The organism is Capnocytophaga sp. G1920, assembly GCF_051417515.1.
This window is the reverse complement of record NZ_JBPRKH010000013.1, coordinates 64,608-86,942: the sequence shown is the minus strand read 5'-3', so window position 1 is coordinate 86,942 and position 22,335 is coordinate 64,608. Positions and strand designations below refer to the sequence as shown.

Genomic DNA, 22,335 nt, shown 5'->3' with positions numbered 1-22,335 from the left:
TTACAAATTTTGGCAAAGTTGAATCCTTATAAAATTCATTTCACAGGAAACTCTTTATTAAAAAATACCTTCTCAGCCAAATCGTCTTGCTTGTCTCGAATTTCTTTTAAAAGTAAAGCTTCTAACTGTTTACTAATTTTCAGATATTCTTTTTTGCCATAGACGTTGTTGAGTTCTTTAGGATCGGTTTTGAGGTCAAATAGCTCCCAAGTATTCACGCGTTTGTAGTAACGAATGAGTTTATAACGATCAGTGCGAACACCAAAATGAGGTGATACTGCGTGTTCTCCGTTTTCGTAGTAGTGATAAAATATTTGATTGCGTATAGGTTTGGCTTTTTTAGCAAACAACGGTAAGAACGATTTGCCTTGTATGTCAGCAGGGATAGGCAAGCCGGCTAATTCTAAGAAAGTAGGTGCCAAGTCGATGTTCAACACAAAATCATCGTTGGTTGTGCCTTTAGGAAAGAGCTTAGGGTAAGAGACAATCATTGGGGTACGGAAAGATTCTTCGTACATCCAACGTTTGTCAAACCAACCGTGCTCGCCCATATAAAAACCTTGGTCGGACATATAGATAATCACAGTATTGTCTTTCAATTTGTGCTTTTCTAAGTAATCGAGCATACGCTGAATGTTCTTATCCATCGATCTTACGGTAGATAGATAATCACGCATATAGCGTTGGAACTTCCATTGTGCTAATTCTTTACCACTGAGATTGGCGTTGAAATACTGTTGGCGTATAGGGTTATAAAAATCGTTGTAATGTGCTAATTGAATAGTGGTCATACGAGAGAAGTTTGCATCTTGCACTTCTTCTTTTTCATCTTTGAACATCTTCAAATCGTAACCCATCATCATATCCTTACCAATGGACATTTCTTGCAAACTTGCGGGCTTGCGAGTTGCATAATCGTCAAAGAAAGTATCGGGCAATGGGAAGTTTACCTGTTCATAAGCTCCTAATTCAGGTAAATCGGGCATCCAAGTACGATGCACCGCTTTATGCCCCACAACCAAGCAGAAAGGTTTATTAGGGTCACGACGATCGAGCCATTTTTCGGCTTCATCTTCAATGATATTGCTTACATAACCTTGCTCGTTTATACGTTTTTTACCTTCAATGATAAAGTCGGGGTTAAAATAACGACCTTGGTCTACTAAGATTTTGAAGAAGTCAAAGCCCTTGGGGTCATCGCCTAAATGGTATTTTCCCACCCAAGCAGTTTGGTAGCCTCCTTGTTGCAAGAGATTCACAAACTGTTGTTGTGAAGAATTATAGTGTGATGTCTCATTGTCCATAAAGCCATTCTTATGGCTATACTTACCCGTGAGAATACAAGCCCTACTAGGACCACAAATGGAGTTGGTAACAAAAGCTTTGTTGAACCTTACACCCTCATTAGCAAGTTTATCAATTGCAGGAGTTGCATTAGTAGCCCCATTGTTATAAGCCCCAATCGTTTGATACGAATGGTCGTCTGAAACAATAAGTATAATATTAGGTTTGCTTTGTGCAAAAACTGTTGTGGCACATAAAAGCCCGAAGAAGAATACGAATTTTTTCATAAATGAATTGGTGTTAAAATGAACCACAAAAGTACAGCGACTTTTTTAAAGTACCAAATTAATTAAGAAAAAAATATTCTATTATGAGTATTTATATAAAAAGAAGTTAGCAATAGTTTTCTAAATATAAAAAAAGCTCTCTAATTTCTTAGAGAGCCTTTTTCACAATGCATATAAATACTACTACTAACTCCAAAAATGAAGAAAATTTTTCAGTTTTAGAATCTCTATTACTGTTCTCAGTAATAAAGTTTTTTTACATAAGATTTTGTTTTAAGTTTGATAGTTTTAATGAAAATGTTTTTTCTAATTCTTGTTTTAACAATGTTTCTTTTAGCAATCTTCTGTTTACTACATTGAAAACTCTGTGCCAAAAAAACATTCCTTTATATTACATTTTGTAAATTACTGATTATAAGGAAGTATATTTTGATAATAAAAAAATTAATTACTTTTTGTAACCTTCTTTTTATTTGTGTAATTACACGTTTTTGATGTCTATTTACACACTTTATAGCACTACACTTTTACCTTAGTTAAAAACTCTTGTGTATTAGGTCCTTCGTGGAAAAGCAAATCTAAAATAGATAAGTTAGGAATAAAACCATATTTATCTGAGAATATTTGGTGGTAAGAGGGCATTGTTACAGAGTATTTTTTTTTAGCACTACTCAAAAAACGATAGTCTTTCACTCCTTGTGGCTCGGCTTCATACGTTTTTGTCTTGTCAAAGTTAATATGTACTAACAAACAGGCTAAAACGGTCTCAATTGTGTCGATATTTACATCGAGTAGGTAAGTATATTGCTTTTCAAAAATACGCACCAAATCGTCTTCATAATACTCAAAATAAGGAGATGTGCGATAGGCTGTCTCTAAACTTTTCCAGTGCAGACGTTGCCATAAGAAATTATTCTCTACTTTCACATCTTTGAACAACTGTCGTCCGGTATCACCTCCTACGTGCTTAATAGGTAAGTTTAAGGATTGTTTGCCATTGGCACCGTAAATATATGTACGATTGCGCAAGGTTTGTTTCTGATAGTTATCAGAGACTTCTAAAACGCAAGGTTTGTTCAATATCAAGTGAAATTGAGCAATAGAAGGAAAATAAGTAGGGTGTAATAATACTTGTTCTACCATATTATTCTTTTACTTTTTTCTTTTTAACCAAACTATATACCAACCACAAACCAAGTAACCCAAATACAATATATCGGTAGGACACAGGTTCACCTTCACCATTTACGGTAGTGAACAAACGTTGCCAACGTATTTTCTTAAATCCTGAGGCATTCTTGTCTAAACTCATCCAGATGAGTACGGGTTTACCAAGCACGTGATCTTCAGGTACAAAACCCCAAAAACGACTGTCTTCAGAATTGTGACGGTTATCTCCCATCATCCAGTAGTAATCTTGTTGGAAGGTATAAGAGGAAGCTTTCTGCCCATTAATGTAAATATCATCACCTTTTGTTTCTAATTTATTGTGTTCATATTCACTAATAATGCGTTTATACAAAGGCAAATTCTCTTTAGTAAGTGTTACGTTTTTTCCTTTGGCAGGAATGGTAATAGGTCCGTAATTATCCTCATTCCAAGCAAAAGTAGGACTGTGAGGGAATATAGCAGGATTGTAGACCCCAGCCTTATTTACATTACGAGTAACTGACACAATACTCGTGTTAGCCTCCAATGCTTTAGCTACGTCATCTGTAAGGGAAGTAAAAATATAAGTGTCGTTGTTGATGGGATAAGCGGGATCAGTAACACCGTACTGTTGGTACATCACTACTCTAAACTCATCGGGATGACTGAATAAATTGGGCTGTGTAACCACTATATAAGAAGTTTGTAACTTGGCACGTACAGGATAGATTTCCTTTTTACCATTTATCCATACATCGCCGTTTTTGATTTCTAATACATCGTTAGGGATAGCTACCGTGCGTTTTACATAGTTAGACTTCTTATCTATGGGCTTATCTACGTGAATACCCGAATTGTCTCGGAAGTACCTTACCGTATCAGTAGGCCAGTTGAATACCGTAATATCATTGCGCTGTACTTTCTGTAAAGCAGGTAAACGCAAATAGGGTAACTGAGGCGTTTTGATATACGATCTTGTGCCTATTATAGGAATTGAATCGTGTACCATAGGCAATGATAGTGGAGTCATAGGCACACGCACTCCGTAGTGAAACTTACTTACAAAAAGAAAATCGCCTACCAAGAGGGTTTTTTCTAAAGAAGAAGTAGGTATCATATAAGGCTGTATAAAGTAGGTGTGAATAGCCGAAGCTGCTACTACCGCAAAGATAGTAGCACTCACCCAAGAGGAAACATTCTTTTTGATGGCTTCTACATCTTTACCTACGTAGTGTGTAGAAGGTAAATAGGTTATGTAGGCAGCAAAAAGTCCCAAAGTAATTATTGATAGCAAGGTGTAACGCTTCTTGCGATAGTTAAATACGTGTAACCATTCGTAAGTCATCACAATTACCATAATATTACCTATTACGGGCAAATACAGCAGGAATACCCACCACCAAGGGCGAGAGATGATACGTAAGAAAATAACGGTATTGTAGAAGGGAACAAAGGCTTGCCACGCTTTGTAACCTGCTTTTTCATATCCTTTCCAAAAGAATAGCCCATTGATGAGCTGTGCAATGATTAAAATATATAAATATATCATAATGATGAATGATTAACGTTTAAAGGTTCATTACTTTTTGTTCTCTCAACTGTTTTAAGAATGTTGCCACACCGTCTTTGGAGTGGTGAAGCGTTATGTATTTGGCTACAGCTTTTACTTCGTCGCGAGCATTAGCAACTGCTACGCCACAACCTACGCCTTTGAGCATCTCCAAATCGTTATAGTTATCGCCAAAAGCTATTGCTTCGCTCAAAGGTAAGTGATATATCTCGTTTGATACTATTTTCACTCCTGTGAGTTTAGAAATACTGATATCTGATAGTTCTATATAAGTTTCTCTCCCGCGATAGATTTGCATTACCTCTATATATCTCTCGTTTAGTAGCTTGAACATTCGCTCTATAAGAGTTTCTTCTCCCATTAACATTAGCTTGTGAGCGCCGTGTCCTGCTTGTTTCCACTGAGTGAGTACTTCGCGATTGGGTCGCACGGTAGGAGTTACTTTGGTAATTGTTTCTTCACGTTGTGCCCATTCATCGTTAGCGGGTACATACCACTCGTCGTTATAATAAAAACTAATGTGTATCTGAGCATTGAACTCTTGTTCGTTGAGGGCGACTACTTCTTCGAGAATAGAGTAGGGGATAGTAGTAGAGTGTAGCACCTTTTCGTCATTGAGCACTAATCCGCCATTATAAGCGATAAGTGGTAATCCTGCGATGCCTAAGTCTTTTTGTATGTGATACATTTGCTCAGGCATACGTGAAGATACTAAAATGAAAGGTATTTTGTCTTTCAGTTGTTTTACTTCGTGAATGGTGTTCTGCGTAAGGGTTCGCGAACCACTTAATAGAGTGCCATCGATATCAGAAAAGATAATTTTATACATTCTTTTAGTTAAGAGTCCTATGTTAAAAATTATGAGTTATTAGAGTGCAAAGATAATGCCTTTTTTTAAGATAAGTAGTTTTTTGATTAAAAAATACGCTTAATGAAGATTGAGTACATCGTTCATCGTAAATACTCCTTGCTTACCTACAATCCATTCGGCTGCCATAACGGCACCGAGAGCAAAGCCTTTGCGATTGTGAGCGGTATGCTTGATTTCTATGGTGTCTACCTCACTGGTATAGGTGATGATATGAGTACCTGGGACGCTATCTATGCGCTTGGCTACGATAGGGATTTCGTTCTCGGTAGCTGTGTTTAAATGCCAACCTGTTTTATCAGTTTCAGCAATAATACTTTCTGCCAAAGTAATTGCAGTACCGCTGGGGGCATCGAGCTTTTGAGAGTGGTGAATTTCTTCGATAGCTACCTCATAGTCTTTGAGTTTAGCCATCAGTTTAGCTAAGGTTTTGTTCAGTGCGAAAAATACATTTACCCCTATACTGAAATTAGAGGCGTAGAGAAAAGCGGTTTGGTGCTTTTGGCACAAAGCTACTGCCTCGTTGTATTGGGCTAACCAACCGGTAGTACCTGCAATCACGGGTACTTTGTGTGTGAGACAGTTGCTAATATTAGCAAAGGCACTGCTGGGGGTGCTGAATTCTATAGCCACATCGGCTATTGTAATGTCGTAAGAAGTTTCGGCATTATCTATTTTTAACACGATTTCGTGTCCGTGAGCGATGGCTATTTGTTCAATGGTTTTACCCATTTTGCCATATCCGAGTAAAGCTATTTTCATAATTGACTATTATAAATTAAATATTTTATTTCTTCTGTTAAAACATGCAAAGTAGTAGTAGCACGACAGGCAGATAAACAATGAACGAACAAAAGACGGTGCGAGCCGCACGGGCAAATAAAGAAAAGACGAACAAAAGACGAACAAAAGACGAACAAAAGACGAACAAAAGACGAACAAAAGACGAACAAAAGACGAACAAAAGACGAACAAAAGACGAACAAAAGACGAACAAAAGACGAACAAAAGACGGTGCGAGCCGCACGGGCAGATAAAGAAATGACGAACAAAAAATGGTACGAGCTGCACGAGCAGATAAAGAAAAGACGAACGAAAAATGGTTCGAGCTGCACGAACAGATGAACAATAAACAAACCTAAGATATAGGAATCTTCAATTTATACTACTTTTCAGTCGTTGAGATTCTTCGCAAGAGTCGTAGTTGGTGAGTGTAATTGCGCAGTTCACTATTAAAAATACCAATATGATCTAAACGGTCGATGCGCACTTTGCCAAAAGAGTGAATAATCCTGTTGTCGCCTAAGAGAATGCCCACGTGAATGATATTGCCTTCTTCGTCGTCAAAAAAAGCTAAATCACCTGCTTGGCATTCTTCTATAAAACTAAGAGAAACGCCACAAGTAGCCTGTTTTTTAGCCGTACGAGGCAGGTGTATGCCGTTGAGTTTGAAAACCATTTGCACCAGTCCGGCGGCATCTATCCCAAAGGGAGTTTTGCCTCCTGTTAAGAAAGGTACGTTTAAATATTCCAAAGCAGTGGGGATAATGCCTTGATGAGGTATTCTTTGGGTAGATTGTGAAGTTTGTAATAGATGATTGTGAGAAAAGGTAGCACCTTTGGGTATGTGCAGAAAGAGGTTGTCTCCGGTTTTCAAACGGAGTTTTGTAAGCCATCGGTGAGCGTATTTTTCTTTCTTTTTTAGAGATTTTTTGTAGTCCTTATCCGAAATTTCCGTAAACTGACTGTTGGCTACCCAGCCTTCAATATTGTCGAACAGCAAGCGTACATAGCTCCAATGCTCTTCTTTATCAATTACTTGCAACAACTCTCCGAAAAGTAATTGCGTAATCATCTCAGCCCCCTCAAAGGGCTCTAAACGTACGGGAACAACGCTCAAATGGCATATTCCATAAGGTGTTTCTAATATCTTCATATTCATCACGCCCGCAAAGATAGCAAATAATTAAGTATTAGCAAGAAACTATTCATATTTTTTTGTTTTTAAATGCTATTTTGTCTACTTTTGCACTCATAACAATCACATTACTATGGCAGTTTACAAACACCCTATTACCTTAGAAGCCGCTTTAAAAGAAGTAACCGAAGAGCGCTTCTGCAAAGGGCATCATTATAAAGATGTTGCCCTCACCGATGCGATGGTAGAGCAGATAGTGCAAGTAAAATCCCTAGTAAATATGGGGTTTATCAATACCGATATTACCGATGAAGCCCTCAAATACTTGGCTACTTTGCCCAAGCTAAAACTTCTTTTTTTAGAAGACAATAAGCAACTCACAGGCGAAGGCTTCAAATACTTTGTCGAGAAACCTGTTGACCACATTTCGTTGGACGGTTGCCCCGTAACCGATGAAATCTTGAAAATTGTCTTGCAAGTGCCTCGCCTGAAGTCTATTTCATTGCGCCGTACCCGCATCACTTTCGAGGGGCTAATGGCTGTGGCGCATTATAGCAGAATAAAGTTCTATCTTGATAAGTTTTTCACCGAGGAACAAATAAAAACCTTTGAACAAGCCCAGCGCACGGCGGGAAAGAAGAAATCTACTGCTGCCAATGCTGATGATTTGCAAGTAGTTAAACAATTGCTCTTAAACTTTTTCTCGGCGATGACCCAGTGGGAAGAATTCGCTACAAAAAATGATGAAACAGAAGAGGATGACCTTTTGATAGAAGAAAAATGTAAAGCAATTTTTAAAAAGTATTGCACCGACAAACGCCGCATAGGCTATCGTCCTGAGTGGATTAGCTATTCTATGACAAAAGGCGGTACCTATGACAGTCATCAAATTGTAGATAGTGAAACCCTTACCAAGAATAAGATATATATTTACACCCAAGACGAGTTAAACTTTCAGTATCGCTTCCTGATTATCCGAAAAGACGGTATTTGGAAGATTGACGAGTGCCAATGGCGTGACGGAGGCTGGAAAAAATACGGATTATAATGAAGACAACTGCTCAACAACTTATAGAAAATGAACTTCAAAAAACAGTTCAGCAGATTAAAGAATATTTTCTCTCAGAGAAAGAGAAGCAAGAACTTGTAGATTATAAAAAGGAGTTAGAACAGCTATTATTCCTTAAAAACCTTTCAGACACCTATCATTTGGAACGAAAAAATATAGAAAAGCTCATTGTTTTGCCTGTTCCTTCTACCGATTTTGCTAATTTTCGTATTGTAGATGATACAGAAATTGAAGAGAGGAAATATTGGCAAGAGTTACAAATAGAGGGTGAAAAACTTTTTTTGAATCAGGGAGATATATTAATTAAGAAAAGATAATAAAGGTAAAAATTAAGTTTGTAGAATACAAAATTGAGTCCGTAGAATACAATATTAACTCCAAACAATGCAATATTAAGTACAGGCAACACAATATCAGGTTCAAATAATGCAATATTAAGTACAGGCAACACAATATCAGGTTCAAATAATACAATATTAAGTACAGGCAATGCAATATGAAGTAGAAAACTGACAGAATAGATAAGAAATATACTGAATATTGTTTATTTTTGGTAAAAAGTGAGGAGATATTTTTCGGATTTCTTGGATTTTTTATCAAGAATAATAGAGAAAGTAACAAAAATAGGTGGGTAGAACGAAAAGATATAAAAAGGGAAAAAGCCCTATGGAAATTGAAATATAACTTAATTAAGAAAAACTCATTTGAATAAATAAGTATGATGACAGATATATCTCAAAAGCTAAAATCTGATATAAAAGTAGAAGATTTGAAACAAGAAAATGGTATTTTGTGCTGTATGAATGACTATTTCATTAGTGGAGATAACCAAAAGTATATGAAAATGTATGATTGGATGTCTTTTTTCTATGATTTTGGAGAGAAATGGATAGGAAGACTCAAGTATGGACACGCTATTGACCATCTACGTACCGAGTTGATGAGCCGTTTGGAATGGAAAAACAATATTTCGGTACTTTATGTTTCCATAGGTACAGGAGCTGACTTGCATTACCTGCCACAAGGGATTGATTTGAAAACGATAGACCTTGTAGGAGCAGATATCTCAATGGGAATGCTCAAAAAGTGCAAAAAGGAGTGGCAAAAGAAAACAAACCTTACACTCGTGCAGTGTCCCGCCGAGGAATTACCTTTTGCCGATAATACTTTTGATATTGTTTTTCACAACGGAGGTATCAATTTTTTCAATGATAAAGCGCTTGCCATAAGCGAAATGCTTAGAGTTGCCAAAACAGGAAGCAAATTGCTTATTGCAGATGAAACAGCCGACTTTGTGGAGACCCAATACAAGAAAAGTGTCTTCTCCAAATCTTATTTTGAAGGCAAAACAGTCGATTTGAACACCATAGAACAATGTATTCCTCTTTCTGTAGCTGAAAAGAAAACAGAATTGTTTTGGGATAATAAATTTTATGGTATTACTTTTAGAAAAAATAACTAAATGAGTTATATTACCTTTAAAAGCAAGCTTATAATATGAAAAAGATATCCTTATTAACCTCCTTATTGGCGCTATTCTCTTGTGAACATTCACCAGAGCAACGAAAAACAGCAGAAGTCCTCCTTTTACAATCTGTGATTGCCTATGAATATTGTGAAGAAAAGGACGGAGGTGTAGTGTTACGCTATTTCCTCAATTGTTCCGACTTACACAAACAAAAAGATAACCGTTCTACTTATTTATACGATGAAATAACGCAAAAAGATTCCGAAACACACAGTAAAGAACGCGCTTATTATATAGGATATTACAAAAATAGGCAGCTTATTCGTTATAAAAAAGTATATCGAGGACAAGTGTTAATGGATAAAGAAATACACTAACGCTCTATTTATTCAATAAGTCAATACTTTCCAGTATTTTTTCATAAGAAGAGAGTTCTTCTAAAGAAACATCATTTTTAAAGCAGTCCATAAGATAATTGCGCCAGTTATAAGCATTTTCATCAGAGAGATATTCTTTTTTGTTCACAGCAAAAGAATATTTAAAGTCAGTTAAAGCATTCTGGTTTATCTTTTTCTCTTTTACAAGATTATTGATAATTCCGATGACGCTTTTTTCTACATCATTGAAGTGTTTTTCATCAGTTTCACCACTTACGATAAGCACAAAGGTAGGAGTAGGCTCACTATAATACTCCAATTCTACATAAGGAGTGTACACCCAGCCCTTTTTTTCTCGTATTTCAGCAATCACTTCCTTGCGCAAGAGCTCTCGCAGCAGTTTGATAGATAATACACCTTTTAAATTTTTCTGATAACTATCTTTATATACGATATTGAAACTTGTGCGTTTGTTTTGTGTTACTTTTAGTGTCTGGAAAAAAGGTTTTTGTATAGTCTTTTTTACTGAGGCTCCCTCTTGTCTCTTTAAATGAGAAAGAGTCCCGACTAATTCTTTCTTTAGTTTATCTATCTCAAAGCTACCCGTTACTACACATAGAAGCTCATCAGAAGATAAAAAGTGCTTTTGATAATAACTATAAAGCGTATCTAAGTTCATTTTCTGAATATCATCAGTAGTTTTATTGAGCTCAGTAAGCGGATAAGTAGCTCCTTTTATGGCTTCTAATTTAAAAGCCATTTCTTTAAGAAAGTCTGCTTTTTTATCATTCTTTTTACTACTAAGAGATTGTATTTCATCAGCCTTCACCTCTTCAAAGGCTTTATATGCTCGCTCGGGATACCGCAACTTCTGATAGATAAGATTACAAAGCTCTTTGCTTTTATTCACAGGAGCGGTTGCCATTGCCAAGTGCTGATAGCCCTCAGTACCTACTATAAATGTAAGGTTGTTGTGATATAGTAGTTCTTCATAAGCTTCACCTTTCAATGATTCAATACCACCTAAGTGTACATATTGCAAAATATCTTCGTATTGTTTAAATTCCTTTGGTGGCAATAGCGAATACCCTCCTTTAAAGAGTAGTGTAACATTTAGTTTCTCATCATTTTCTGTAGGTTTGAGGTAAATAGTAGCTCCATTAGTGAGTTCAATCCTATGTATTCCTATTTCCTTAAAAAAGGTTTCATTTTTAATGTCTTTGGGATGAAAAGGAATCTCTTTTGTGAGTACCTCAGGTATAACAACAGATATTGTTTTTTCTTCCTCTTTGAAAGTGGGAACGGTAGTATCAGGGTGTGCTATTCCATCACTGATAATATGCTTAAAATCCTCGTAAGTATATTCTTTATTATCTGCAGGACTGTATAGAATGATAGGGTCTTTTAAATTCAGTACGTTTTTGCAAATGTGTTGCCAATGGTGGAGTTGATAGTCTTCTCTCAACTCTTTAATAAGTCTTTCCTTGTCCTTATGCTGAGAGATAAAACGCTCTCTAAAAACAAAATTATCAATAAAACTCAGCACCCAATCCTCTGAAGTTCTCTCGGTGGGTATTTTCTCAATAGCAGTAGTTACTTTCTCTAAGGCTTTACCTACTTCTTCTTCTGTGAGTGAGGTTTTTACACCTTCAATAATAGCAAATGTTTTTTTGAGGGTTTGCTCTATATCGTCAGAGGTCATCTCTATCTCCAAAAAACTCGTTCTGCGCAAATACCAATACTGACTGATACGAATATCTTCTTTATGTGCCCTAAAACGGTTATTAAGAATTTCTAATACTACTTTCGGAAGTTCTATTTCTTTTCTATATTCGTCTATGAACGGGGTACTTACGTACTCTATGGGGTATAACAAAGATAGTTTTGTTCTCTTGCCTTTCTCCTTTTCAACCGAAAACATTTTTTTATTGGGGAAGGAAATAGGTTTAAGATTTCCCACTTCTTCTCCTCGCTGTCCAAGCATTCCAAAGTGTTCTTTTATTGCCTTCTCAGTAGCTTGTGGGTCTATATTTCCTATTACAATAAGCGAGGCATTTTGTGGAGTATACCATTTCTCATAGAAAGAGCGAAGTTTTTTAGGTGTAACTTTAGCTATTTGTACTTTAGTTCCTATGGGAAAGCGCATCAGTTGCTTGTCATAGCCCACCATAATAGGGTTAAGGTCTTTGTAAGGCTTATAGCTGGCGATTTCCTGTGTGATGATTTTGCGCTCTTTTTCCACTGCCTGTGTGGTAATATCCATATAGTATAACCAATCGGATAGTATATGAATAGTCTTAGCTACCTGATCAGTATTCACGTTCGAAAGGCTTACGCTGTATACAGTTCGGTCATCGGTAGTATACGCATTGATGTTTTCTCCATATTTTGCCCCTAAACTTTCCCAAAATTTTAGCGCGTTATTCTTAGGGTAATGTTTTGAGCCACTGAAAGCCAAATGTTCTAGGAAATGAGCAATACCTTCTTCTCCTTTCTGTTCTTGAAACGATCCTACCCGCAAACACAAACAGAGTTCCACCCTTCCTTTAGGCTGTTCATTAGGCATTATCACGTAACTAAAACCATTGCTAAGGGTTTCCTTTGTAGCATTATTGGGTAATAAAAACTTTTTACCTTGTGAAAAAGCAATTTCACTTACTAAAATAGCCACTACGAGTATAATATATCTTTGCATATTATTTACTAAAAAACTTTGGCAAATATAAAAAATATCTGCCAAAGCTCCTTAATCTATTATAAAAATTTACTGCAACTATCTATTTGAATGTTACTTTCTCACTTACAAAGCCATTTCTCATTTGCCCTAATAGTTTCGTGTTCTTCACAACGATTTCATAGCTTCCAGCTTTCTTTACAGTCAGCACACCTGTGTTGCTATCGTACTGATAAGCACTGTTATCGGTATCTTTTAGGGTTACTTCGGTTTGTACGCCGTGAGTAGGCTCTTGGCTAATGGCAAAAGTTACTTGGTTATTGGTAACTGTGCCTACCTTAAAGGCGCGTTGCTTTACATAACTACACGCTTTTGAAGAGCTCCCTGCGCCCGATAAACTAAAATTGAGAGAAGGGAAAGCTTTTTTAAGGGCATAAATAGCATCTGGATGCAATGCATTATTTTCACATTCTATCAAATCGATTTTTTCAGAGATATTTTCTTCTCCACCTGTATCTATATTTGATAAGGCATTCCAATTAATCAATAGGCGTTCCAGTTTGTTAAGTCCAGCTATTTTTAAATAAGTAAGCGCGTTGGGTATTGAATATTCTGAAGTTTTCCCTTTTTTATATCCATTGATATTCACTATTGAGAGTGCTTTATAGGGCGATAAATCTACCGATGTAAGCGCTTCATTTCCTTGCAAACTCAAAACAGAGACTTCAGAAGGTAGTTTAAACGGATTAATGCCTTTCAACATATTATCATTGAGGTGTACTTTGGTAGCTTTAGTAAAAGCTGAAAGATCTATACTGCTAAGTTTATTGCCAGATAAATCTATCGTTTTGAGTTCGGGAAGTCCTTGTAGAGTAATAGCACTAAAAGCCCCTTCTTGTATCATTAAATTGCCTACTTTGCCACAATTGGTTACAGATACTTTACTTACTGAAGGTATTTTATTAATTGTTATATCGGTTAAATTAGGCAAATTCTCTATACTCAAACTTGAAGCACTCTCTGTATTCATTTTTTTAAGTGTAAGAACAGTCAATTTTGGATAATTGGTAGCATTAAAATTCAAGTCTTTAAGGGTAGCATCCTCTATATTAAGATTTGTTAGATTTGTATTGTTCAACAAGTTGAGTGATTTTAATGTTTTAGCAGCACTTATTTGAATATCGGTAGCCCCTATATTATTGAGAGTTACCTCTACCAAATTGTTATAGTAATAATAACTGCTTATCGCGAAGTAATCTTCACTATTCGTCTTTTTCAAGTTAGGGAAATCAGTGAACGACAAAGTTTCTAAGCCTTCCAAACCACTTATCTCAATTTTTTCTAAAGGTGCTACTTGATTGCCTTCTTTTCCTTTTAAAGTAATATTTTTTAGCGAAGGTATGCTTCCATTAATATAGACCGTTGAAAGTTCGGGAGTAGTGAGCTCTATTTTTTGTAACTTGCTGAACGCATTATCCACATCGAAGAAATCTATTTTCTTGATGCTTTTGCCACCACCTTTAGTGCCTCCAAGCTCTAAAACAAAATAAGTATCTTTGTCTTTTACCTTTTCTTTCGTCCATATAATGCCTAAATGTTCTGTTTTCCATTCAGATGGATTATCGCTTTTGAAATCTTCTTCAAAGCCATTCATCTTAGCTATTTTACGAAGAAATTTTACATCATCAGTACTACAGTTAGCTACACTTTTAGGATTATCATAGTTAGGTGTAGCTGGTGTAAGTTCTGTCCATGGAATAGATTTCTTTTGTTTTTCTGGAGTTGGTTCATTGTCATCATTTTTTTGACAACCTATTGCCAAACTCATTGCCAAAGCAATCATTGTGTAATTACAAATGTGATTCATTATATTTAAAATTGTTTATTATATATTAGAAAAGTCTTGTTTTTATTCAGCTGTATATTCTATTTTGACGGATATGAAACCACCGCCAAGATCATGAGTTATAAGAAATTCAAAAGTCATTTTTTTATTAATAAAATCAATACTACCCGTTGATTGTTTCCAATTACTTTGATCATCGGTTAAAATATCATAAACATTAATATATAAAATTGGATTTGGATCTCCGCTTTGTTTCATATATTCTAATGCAATAGGATTTTTTTCTGCTATAGCTTTTTTAAATCTATTTGAAGCAGAGTAGTTAAATTCAAAAGGAACCATATTCAACATTTCTTCATAACGGTTTTCTGTCTTGTGGATATATTCTATTTGACTTACACTATTGACAGGATTCTTTATCTTGATATTATCCAGAGAAACTTCAAAAGTTTCTTGGCTATTTTTATTCCATTTTATTAGTTTCATTATAGCTTGTGCAGCAGGTAAAGCATAAAAATACTCTTCATTTTCTATGGTATTTTTCTTCATAAGGAAATACCAAAATTCTGTTAGTCCCATAGCGTTTTCTGTCATCTTAAGAATAGGTATATCTGTAGTAGATAATTCACTTAGAGTTATGAGAGTATTTCCATTAATTTCTCTTGTAAATTCGGAAACAAAAGGTTCTACATTTCCATTAGCGGGGCTAAATACTGTCCCTTTCAGTTTTATTTTTCCCATAAAAGGATATAAATCCATTCCTTTTGCTTTATAAGCATCTAATAATGCCCGTTGTGCAGGCGTAAGTTTTTCTGCTTTTGGCGAAGGTTTTATAACTAAGGCTAAATCTTCTTGTGCTATGAGCCCCGTAACGCTCTCAAAAGTTATTTTAAGGCGTTGTTCTTCACTAATAGAAATATTAGGACTTATAGTGATGAAAAAAGTAGCTTCACGAGCATCTTTAGCAATTGTGATAGGATTTGCTGAAAATGTGACAAGTTTGGTAGGTTGTCCTTGTGCATTTATCGCCTTCAAGTGAATAGCTGTATTATCATTGAGTTTGGTAGTCAATGAAATTTTTGCTTTAATTTTTTGATTAACTTCCCCTAATGTAAGCACTTTATCGCCTTCAGCAGTGATATATACACGGTTTTCACCGCTATACTGAGGAGCGGGTGCGTCGTTCTTAGAACAACTCACAATGTTCAGGGCAATAAATATACCCATTGCTAATTTACTAATAAATTTCATATTAATAATCATTAAATGTTTCTTATTTGTATGTCAAATGTTCCTATGTCTTAACTGTTTAGTATTATTATTTTTTCCACTTCATCTCAACCTTATCTTCGCTCATTCTTTATTTGTCTTTGTGGTTCATACCGTTCATTGTTCGTCTTTCCTATAAGGTTCGTATAGGCTCTCCTATTTCACCATTAATCTAATCTTTAATAAGCAAACCCTATTTTTCATTTCACCAAAAAATGCTTGTCGTGCTACGACTGGCTCGCACCTTCTCCAACATTCCATCCTTTATTTTGTAAAATAGCAGTGTTGTAACGCTTTTCAGAGGCAGGAATAGGAAGTGTCCAGCGTGGGTCGGTCGCCTCAATGGTGTAGTTTGTGCCTGCCGTAGTGGTACGCACAATAGGACGATGGTTGCGCTTGAGGTCAAAAAAGCGGACGGGCTCTCCCACAAACTCTTTTTGCTTTTCAGAGAGCAAAAGGGTAAGCAGAGTGTCAGTGTCGGTAGCCGTTGGGGCAAGTGTATTGGCATTCCGAGCGGCTAAAAGAACATTCAGCAAGGCGAATGCACTGTTTTTGTCGCCCTGCTTGAGATAGGCTTCAGCAAGTAGGAATACCAATTCTGACGAGCGTGCCCACGTGTAATACTGCATTTGTTCACGTGTCTTCACTTGCTTGCGATACTTGCCCAAGAGGCGATTGTTGGCATTGTAAGGAGCTACTATCGTATAGACATCGGTTCGTACATCAGTTGTAGTATATGAAATAGTGCTTGCCACAAGCAAGTAATCACCTATGTTTTCATTGTATTCCAATTTCAAGTACGGTGAAACACTCACGTTGCGTGTATCTAAGGTAAAAAGACGCAAAGCAGAGGCATTAGCCGACCAAATATTAGCTACGGGCAAGGTGGTGAGGCTTGTTTTGTATTTTTCGTAAAGCGGAAGCGCAAGCGCAATGGCTTTGACATTGTCCTGAGTCCATAAAGCCAACTCCGCCCTGATAAGTTGTGCTACCTCTGGGGTGATATAGTACGTATTGGTATCTTGCTCTGCCGGAATGGTGAGCAATTGCTCAATCACATTCACCGATTGAGAAAAAGTAAGCCTGTTTTGCTCTTTGGTAAGGTCAAATTTGTCTTTTGTTAAAATTCCATAGGGTTCGCTATTGGTTGTACCATAAGCAGGAGAAAATATTTTCAGCAATTCAAAATAACAAAGAGCTTTGAGATAAGTAGCACGTTGCTTGATGAGCCTCAATTGCCTACTTTCGGTATCAGTGAGAGGCGAAACATTAGGCAAACGCTCCAAAAGTACATTGCATTGGGCAATGGTAGCATAAAGAGACTTCCATATACTCTCAGAATGATTAATAAGTTCGTGTCCTACCCATTCGTAAGTGTTTTTGAGCTCTACTTCACGAGGAAGGTAGCTACTTGGTATCATATCATCGCTTCTTGCGACCCACGTAAGGGCATCGTTATAGGGAGCAAAGGACGTGTAAGCCGCTGCAAGCGAACGTTCAGCGGTAACCACTGAGGTAATAGCACTGGGGTCACTTACTTCGTCTTCTGGCGGAAGGTCTAAAGAGCAACTCATAATAGCTAAACTAATGGCTGAAAAAAGAAATATTCTGTATATAAGCATAATATTCATTTAAAAAGATAAGTGAAGGTTCAAGGTAATAGTAGGAGGTAGCGGATTTACAATATTATTTGTCTCAGGGTCGCTCTCTTTGTATTGACTCCATACTGCAATATTGGTAGCTGTAACTCCCAAAGTAGCGTGACGTATTTTCCCAATAGAAGCTAAGTCTTCTTGACTGAACTGATAACGCACAGATAGATTCGTAAAGCGTAAGAAGTCGGTCTTCATCAAAGTCTTGTTGTTAGGCTGACTAAGGTTCTCAATGGCACTCGACGAGTAGAAAGGGGTGTGATATCTCTTGTTCTCATCGCCTACTCGCCACCACATATCGGTAAGCTGGGCTTTGGCAGCATTGAAGCGTGCCGAATCCAAGTCGCGAATATACTTATTGCTATAATTGCGCACCCCGCCAAGTGTATAATAGAAGTCAGTAGATAGTTGCCATTGTTTATAACTCACATAAAAGTTGAAACCTCCGCTAATAGGTGGAGTCGATTGCCCTAAGTAGATAAAATCTTCCCCTCGCAAGGTGGTAGTGGCATTCACTTGTCTACCATCAGCTGTGATAAACTCAGGCAATCCTGTAATGGGATTAATGCCAGTAGAGTTCAGTCCGTAAAGTGCATCGGTAGATTTGCCTACCTGATATTCAGGAAGCTTCTGATCGGAACTGGTGTAAATACGGTCTCTTCCGTAGAGGTCTATCACCTTATTTTCGTTATATGAAAGGTTTCCGCCCCAGCTCACATTCCAATCAGAAGAGGTAAAAATAGGCTGATTGATACTCACTTCTAATCCTTTATTTTCCAAGATGCCTATGTTTTGCATCTGTACTTCAAAGCCAGAAGAAGAAGGAATAGGAATGGTAAGCAAAGCATCTTTGGTCGTGCGCTTGTATACTGAGAATTGCAAATTAGTTTTGAAGATAGTAGCCGAAAGTCCAATATCGGTAATAAGGTTTTGTTCAGCTCTCAAATCCTTATTGGGGAGTGCTGTAATATTCATTATACGCGTGTCGGCATAGCTTTCGGGTAGATATTTAAAGGTGGCTGTTATCAGCGAAGGCGATATAGCCTGCGTATTGGCAGTGTGTCCATAAGAACCTCGTATATCTAATTGTGATAGCCACTCTACTTCTTTTAAGAAAGCGTACTCTTTAATATTAACACTTACTCCTAATGCCCAAGCGCTGTTCCAGCGTTTTTCTTTGGGCAATATCGATGAGGCATCAAGTTTATAAGTGCCAAAAAGGTTGTAGGTACTATTGTAAGTATACCCAATGAGCCCTCCAAACCCCAGATTCCGATCTGTTTGTTTACGCCCTCCCACAGTAGGTTTCCCTGCTCCTGTAAGCGAGTTGTCAATTGCCGCTACCGAGCGTATTTTGCCGTACAATCCGTGCCCTACTACCGATAGATTATCGGTGATAGAAGTATAGTTGTCGGCATTAGCACCCAGGGTAAGCTCGTGTTTGCCAAAAGTTTTTTCGTAGTTAATACGCATATTAGCTGTAATATTGGTAAGTGTATTTTTAGCTTGGTATAAAGTCCCTAAGGCGTTGTGTGCTCTCCCAGAGTTTCTTTCAGAAAAGGCAGTCTCAGGAGTTATTTGCAAATCATTTGTCAAAGAATAATCTAAACCTGCCACAGCCGATAACTCTAATTCATGACGTATTTTCCAGTTGAAACTCAATGAAGTCCCTATGTTTTTAGTAATGTTTTCCCTGCTAAACTGATTGAATAGATCGCTGTAACTTCTGTTAGGATAGGAATATAGTCGTTTGGAATTTTTACTCTCGTAAGGGTTCAATCGGTAAATCAAATCCTCTATTGAAAAGTTAGCACCATTTGGAGTACTCACCTTTGCATAAGAACCATTAATTGATAGAGTAGCAACCGCATTTTCCGATAAGGTTTGATCTATTGCTAAACGAGAAGAAATGCGGGATAGTCCATTCCCTTTTATCTGTCCGTCTTGTTGCAGATATCCTAACGAGAAAAAATAAGAGGTCTTCTCATTGCCATTTTGGAAACTGAGATCGTGTTTTTGGTATACTTGTAAGTTAGTGAGCTCCTTATGCCAATCGGTATTGATGGCACGTAAAGAGTCTAATTTTTGTCTTCCTTCAGTTAAACGTGCTTGTAACTCAGGGGTACCTCCATATTTCCTATTGATGTATTCTTCACTGTACAGATAGCCTGGCGTACCTTCATTCTTCAATAAACGCTCTAATTCTAATTTCTCTGCACTGTTCATCAGTTGTACTTTCAGTGGTGATGCAAAGGTAAATCCTGTTTGTAAGTGATAACTCAATACTTTTTCCCCTCCGCGTTTAGAGGTTATTTCTATCACCCCATTCGATGCTTTAATACCGTATAGAGCCGTAGCTACTGCATCTTTTAGCACTTTCATCTCTTTGATATCTTCAGGATTGAGATAATAAAAGGTCTCTGCCGAAATCATTTTTCCGTCCAATATAAACAGTGGCTGGTTAGCTTCGTCTCCTTTACGTAACGAAGAATTTCCACGTATGCGAATTTCGGGAGTCGCTCCCACTTCACCCCTGTTAATAATACGTAACCCTGGTGCTTTGCCCTGCAATGCCAATGCCAATGAAGGAACAGGAATATTTTTAACTTCTTGCATCGCTATAGCTTCTACATTTCCCGTTTTAGCACGTACATCTATTTCGTTGATGTTTTGCTTAGCAGTTACCTGTACTCCTTCAAGCATCAACATATCTTCTTGCATCGTGATAAAAAACTCAGCACTCCCCTGAAAGGTGCGTTTTACTGTTTTCATTCCTATATAGCTAAAAACAAGCTCACCCTTCTGGTGTAAGGTTTGAAGTGAAAAAGCACCGTTTATATCAGTAGCCATTCCTTTAGCTGTATTGTTAATACGTACCGTTACTCCGCTAATAGGAGTCCCTTCCTTATCTTTAACAACACCTTTAAGAGTGATAGTATTTTGAGCTATCATGTCGCCAAAAAGAATAATAGTAAAGATGAACCATAAAATAAATTTCATTTCACATATCATATTTTGAGAGTGCAAAGATAGTATTTTTATTTTATCTAAATAACAATTGATGAATAATTTTATTAAAGAGAAGGATTATTTTTGTGTGATAATAATCAAATCTGTTTATAATCAGTGGTTTAATTAGTGAATAATTAAATGATAATGTTATGAAAAAAAAAGAGTTTGCTAAACTACAATAAAAAAAGCCATAACAAACAATTGTTTGTTATGGCTTTTTTTGTAGAAAGTTTATTTGTTAAAAGTTATTTCTTGGCAGCTTTTTCAGCTTTTGCAGCATCTTGCGCTGCTTTCATTGCAGCACGTGATACTCTCACTTGGCAAACCACAGTGTTATCTGGGTGCATAATCTTGTAGTTATCTTGTGCTAATTTAGTAATGTATAGTTTGTTACCCATTTCTAAGCCCGAAATATCTACACGAACAAAATCAGGCAAGTTATCAGGAAGGGCTTTTACTTTGAGTTTGCGGTTCACAATGCGCAAAGTACCCCCAGCCATAATACCTGGTGAAGTACCCTCAATTTGAATTGGCACTTCAATAGTGATTTCTTTGTCTTTGTGAAGCTGATAAAAATCGATGTGGATAATTTTATCAGTTACAGGGTCAAACTGAATGTCTTGCAGAATGGCGTTATAGGTTTTACCATTCAATTCAATCGCAGCGGTGTATACGTTAGGAGTGTACACGATGTTTTTGAATGCTAATTCAGGTGCTGAAAAATGCAGAACATTGTCTCCTCCGTATAATACGCAAGGAACCTGTCCAGCATTACGTAAGGCTTTGCTCGCAGCTTTGCCCACGCTTTCTCTTTGAGATCCTTTGATTGTAATTGATTTCATTTATTTATAAATAATTATTAAGTTACTTGTTCTTAGGTGTTAGGTTTTGTTAGATATTAAACATCAATTCTTCCCTTTTACTTTTTACCTTTCACCTTGCTACATTATAAATTTAGAACTGATAGGCTCGTTGTGGTGTACGCGATGCATTACATCAGCAAAAAGATCAGCACAACTCAGTACTTTTATTTTGCTCGAAGGTTGCTTTAGTGGAATCGAATCAGTCACGATAAGCTCTTCTAAAGCCGAATTCTCTATGCGCTCATATGCGTTCCCGCTCAGTATAGGGTGAGTAGCCACCGCTCTTACACTTATAGCTCCTCTGTCCTTCATCAGTTGGGCAGCTTTCACCAAAGTACCTGCCGTGTCTACCATATCGTCTACCAATACTACGTTTTTACCTTCTACTTCACCTATGAGCTCCATTGTTTCAATCACATTGGCTTGTTTGCGCTGTTTATAGCAAATCACCACATCACATTTCAAGAACTTAGAATAAGCATAAGCCCTTTTAGAGCCTCCCATATCGGGTGAAGCAATACACAAATTGTCTAAGTGCAACCCCTGTAAATAAGGCAAGAAAATGCTAGAAGCAAAAAGATGGTCTACAGGGCGCTCAAAGAATCCTTGAATTTGGTCGGCGTGCAAGTCCATCGTCATAATACGAGTAGCACCTGCCGCTTGCAAAAGATTAGCCACCAATTTTGCCCCTATTGGCACTCTGGGTTTATCTTTCCTATCTTGTCGAGCCCACCCAAAGTAAGGCATTACTGCTGTGATGTGCCTTGCTGAAGCGCGTTTGGCAGCGTCTATCATTAGTAAAAGCTCCATCAAGTTATCCGAATTAGGGAAAGTAGAGCATATTAAGAAAACGCGTGCCCCTCTAATCGATTCTTCATAAGAGGGCTGAAATTCACCATCACTATAATAAGAAAGTTTAACTTCACCGAGCTGAGTACCGTATTTTTGCGCAATTTTCTCAGCCAGCTCTATGCTTTTAGAGCAAGCAAAGATTTTTGAATTAGGGGTGGTTTCACTAAACATTTTTAT

18 protein-coding genes are annotated in these 22,335 nt (G+C 37.1%); 5 read left to right on the top strand and 13 right to left on the bottom strand.

Going from position 1 to position 22,335, the window contains the following annotated elements:
• Positions 1 to 35: 35 nt before the first annotated feature.
• The 5 genes from ACSQ7D_RS08740 to dapB form a co-directional block, all read right to left on the bottom strand.
• A complete protein-coding gene (locus tag ACSQ7D_RS08740) occupies positions 36 to 1,571 on the bottom strand; it encodes a sulfatase family protein (RefSeq protein WP_437135981.1) in 1,536 nt (511 codons plus the stop codon).
• A gap of 519 nt (positions 1,572 to 2,090) precedes the next feature.
• Complete coding sequence (locus tag ACSQ7D_RS08735) at positions 2,091 to 2,714, bottom strand: WbqC family protein (protein ID WP_437135980.1); 624 nt, start codon at positions 2,712 to 2,714, stop codon at positions 2,091 to 2,093.
• A 1-nt stretch (position 2,715) separates the two neighbouring features.
• Positions 2,716 to 4,269, bottom strand: a complete 1,554-nt coding sequence (gene lepB, locus ACSQ7D_RS08730; RefSeq protein ID WP_437135979.1) for a signal peptidase I — start codon at positions 4,267 to 4,269, stop codon at positions 2,716 to 2,718.
• A gap of 19 nt (positions 4,270 to 4,288) precedes the next feature.
• Entirely contained in the window at positions 4,289 to 5,119 is an 831-nt protein-coding gene (locus tag ACSQ7D_RS08725) for an HAD family hydrolase (protein WP_437135978.1), read from the bottom strand.
• Between the two features lie 99 nt (positions 5,120 to 5,218).
• Positions 5,219 to 5,920, bottom strand: coding sequence for a 4-hydroxy-tetrahydrodipicolinate reductase (dapB, locus tag ACSQ7D_RS08720; protein WP_437135977.1), 702 nt, complete (start codon positions 5,918 to 5,920; stop codon positions 5,219 to 5,221).
• 80 nt (positions 5,921 to 6,000) lie between these two features.
• Between dapB and ACSQ7D_RS08715 the strand changes: the two genes are divergently transcribed.
• Positions 6,001 to 6,195 (top strand): hypothetical protein, encoded by a 195-nt coding sequence (locus ACSQ7D_RS08715; protein ID WP_437135976.1) that lies wholly within the window; start codon positions 6,001 to 6,003, stop codon positions 6,193 to 6,195.
• Positions 6,196 to 6,323: 128 nt separating this feature from the next.
• Here ACSQ7D_RS08715 and ACSQ7D_RS08710 read toward each other — a convergent pair whose 3' ends face one another.
• On the bottom strand, positions 6,324 to 7,100 hold the full coding sequence (locus ACSQ7D_RS08710; protein WP_009418743.1) for a C40 family peptidase: 777 nt from the start codon (positions 7,098 to 7,100) through the stop codon (positions 6,324 to 6,326).
• Positions 7,101 to 7,209: 109 nt separating this feature from the next.
• Between ACSQ7D_RS08710 and ACSQ7D_RS08705 the strand changes: the two genes are divergently transcribed.
• From ACSQ7D_RS08705 to ACSQ7D_RS08690, 4 genes are all read left to right on the top strand, one after another.
• Positions 7,210 to 8,124 (top strand): NTF2 fold immunity protein, encoded by a 915-nt coding sequence (locus ACSQ7D_RS08705; protein WP_437135975.1) that lies wholly within the window; start codon positions 7,210 to 7,212, stop codon positions 8,122 to 8,124.
• Positions 8,124 to 8,462: a hypothetical protein gene (locus ACSQ7D_RS08700; RefSeq protein ID WP_002671697.1), complete on the top strand. Its 339-nt coding sequence runs from the start codon at positions 8,124 to 8,126 to the stop codon at positions 8,460 to 8,462. Before ACSQ7D_RS08705 ends, ACSQ7D_RS08700 begins: the two co-directional genes overlap by 1 nt.
• 401 nt (positions 8,463 to 8,863) lie before the next feature.
• Positions 8,864 to 9,607: a class I SAM-dependent methyltransferase gene (locus ACSQ7D_RS08695; RefSeq protein WP_437135974.1), complete on the top strand. Its 744-nt coding sequence runs from the start codon at positions 8,864 to 8,866 to the stop codon at positions 9,605 to 9,607.
• Positions 9,608 to 9,642: 35 nt separating this feature from the next.
• On the top strand, positions 9,643 to 9,990 hold the full coding sequence (locus tag ACSQ7D_RS08690; RefSeq protein WP_002671705.1) for a hypothetical protein: 348 nt from the start codon (positions 9,643 to 9,645) through the stop codon (positions 9,988 to 9,990).
• Between the two features lie 4 nt (positions 9,991 to 9,994).
• Here the strand turns inward: ACSQ7D_RS08690 and ACSQ7D_RS08685 are convergent, their stop codons facing one another.
• From ACSQ7D_RS08685 to ACSQ7D_RS08655, 7 genes are all read right to left on the bottom strand, one after another.
• Complete coding sequence (locus ACSQ7D_RS08685) at positions 9,995 to 12,685, bottom strand: insulinase family protein (protein WP_437135973.1); 2,691 nt, start codon at positions 12,683 to 12,685, stop codon at positions 9,995 to 9,997.
• 82 nt (positions 12,686 to 12,767) lie between these two features.
• Positions 12,768 to 14,531, bottom strand: coding sequence for a leucine-rich repeat domain-containing protein (locus ACSQ7D_RS08680; RefSeq protein ID WP_437135972.1), 1,764 nt, complete (start codon positions 14,529 to 14,531; stop codon positions 12,768 to 12,770).
• 42 nt (positions 14,532 to 14,573) lie between these two features.
• Positions 14,574 to 15,761, bottom strand: coding sequence for a DUF4929 family protein (locus ACSQ7D_RS08675; protein ID WP_437135971.1), 1,188 nt, complete (start codon positions 15,759 to 15,761; stop codon positions 14,574 to 14,576).
• A gap of 245 nt (positions 15,762 to 16,006) precedes the next feature.
• Entirely contained in the window at positions 16,007 to 17,401 is a 1,395-nt protein-coding gene (locus tag ACSQ7D_RS08670) for a RagB/SusD family nutrient uptake outer membrane protein (protein WP_437135970.1), read from the bottom strand.
• A 9-nt stretch (positions 17,402 to 17,410) separates the two neighbouring features.
• Positions 17,411 to 20,431, bottom strand: a complete 3,021-nt coding sequence (locus tag ACSQ7D_RS08665; RefSeq protein ID WP_437135969.1) for a SusC/RagA family TonB-linked outer membrane protein — start codon at positions 20,429 to 20,431, stop codon at positions 17,411 to 17,413.
• A gap of 257 nt (positions 20,432 to 20,688) precedes the next feature.
• The gene (locus tag ACSQ7D_RS08660) at positions 20,689 to 21,285 is read right to left on the bottom strand and encodes a 50S ribosomal protein L25/general stress protein Ctc (protein ID WP_437135968.1); all 597 of its coding nucleotides are present in this window, start codon (positions 21,283 to 21,285) and stop codon (positions 20,689 to 20,691) included.
• 99 nt (positions 21,286 to 21,384) lie between these two features.
• Positions 21,385 to 22,329 carry a ribose-phosphate pyrophosphokinase gene (locus ACSQ7D_RS08655; protein ID WP_015782855.1) on the bottom strand — a complete coding sequence of 315 codons (945 nt, stop codon included), beginning with the start codon at positions 22,327 to 22,329 and terminating at the stop codon, positions 21,385 to 21,387.
• Positions 22,330 to 22,335: the final 6 nt, after the last annotated feature.